General features: G+C 75.2%; 1 protein-coding gene. It reads left to right on the top strand.

Going from position 1 to position 1,185, the window contains the following annotated elements:
• Positions 1-1,183 (top strand): amidohydrolase family protein (locus tag HW445_RS31805; protein ID WP_180224230.1); only part of this gene is annotated, 1,183 nt, incomplete at its 5' end.
• Positions 1,184-1,185 lie beyond the last annotated feature (2 nt).

Below are 1,185 nucleotides of genomic sequence, written 5' to 3' on the forward strand. Positions count from 1 at the left end.
CCACGGAGCACTGCGGACCGCCGTCATGGGCTCCGCCCGCGCCCAGGCCGGCCCGGCCCAGCTCGACGCCATGCGCGCGCTGCTGACGACCGCCGCCGAGCAGGGCGCCTTCGGCCTGTCGACCGGGCTGATCTACGCGCCCGGATCGTTCGCCGACCACGACGAGGTCGTCGCGCTGGCAGCCGAGGCGGCCCGGCACGACCTGCTCTACGCGACCCACATGCGCGACGAGGGAGACCACCTGGTCGAAGCCCTCACCGAGGCGCTCGACACCGCGCGCGCCGCCGGTGTCCGGCTCCAGGTCTCCCACCTGAAGGCCATGGGACCCGCCAACCACGGCAAGGTCCGCCAGGCCCTCGCCCTGATCGACGCCGCGGCGTCCGACGGACTCGACGTCGCCTGCGACGTCTACCCCTACACGGCCTCCTCCACCCGGCTCACCTCCCGCCTGCCCGACTGGGCGATGGACGGCGGCCCCTCCGCCCTCCTGCGGCACCTCGCCGACCCCGCCACCCGCGCACGCGTCCTGGCCGACCTGCGGCCCGCCGTCGGCCGCACCTTCCTTCCCGAAGGGGTGATCCTGGCCCAGCTGACGCCCGGCCCCTACAGCGACCGCATCGGCGACAGCATCGCCGACATCGCCCGGGACGAGCAGGTCGAGCCCGCCGAGGCCGTCCTCAACGTGCTCGCCGCCCACCACGGCGAGGCCATGATCGTCAACCACGCCATGGCCGAGGACGACGTCGACACCGTCCTGCGCCACCCCTCCGCCGCCGTGGCGAGCGACGGGTGGGTGCTGCACGCCCCCGGCGACGGCCATCCCCACCCCCGTAACTTCGGCACCTTCGCGCGCGTCCTGGGGCGCTACACCCGAGACCGGGGCGTCCTCGAACTCGCCGACGCCGTGCGCAAGATGACCTCCCTGCCCGCCTCCCGCCTGCGCCTGTCCGACCGTGGCACCGTGGCACCCGGCCAGATCGCCGACCTCGTCGTCCTCGACCCCGCCCGGATCACCGACCGGTCCACCTACGCCGAACCGTGGCAGTACGCGACGGGCGTACGGGACGTGCTGGTGGCCGGAGAGCCGGTGCTCCGTGACGGCGAGCCGACCGCGGCCCGCCCGGGCCGCGTCCTGCGCAGGACGGCGCCGACGACGCGGCGTCCCGGCCCGGAACACCGGTGACG

The sequence above is a fragment of the Streptomyces sp. UH6 genome (assembly GCF_013421635.1).
GTDB lineage: Bacteria > Actinomycetota > Actinomycetes > Streptomycetales > Streptomycetaceae > Streptomyces > Streptomyces abyssomicinicus.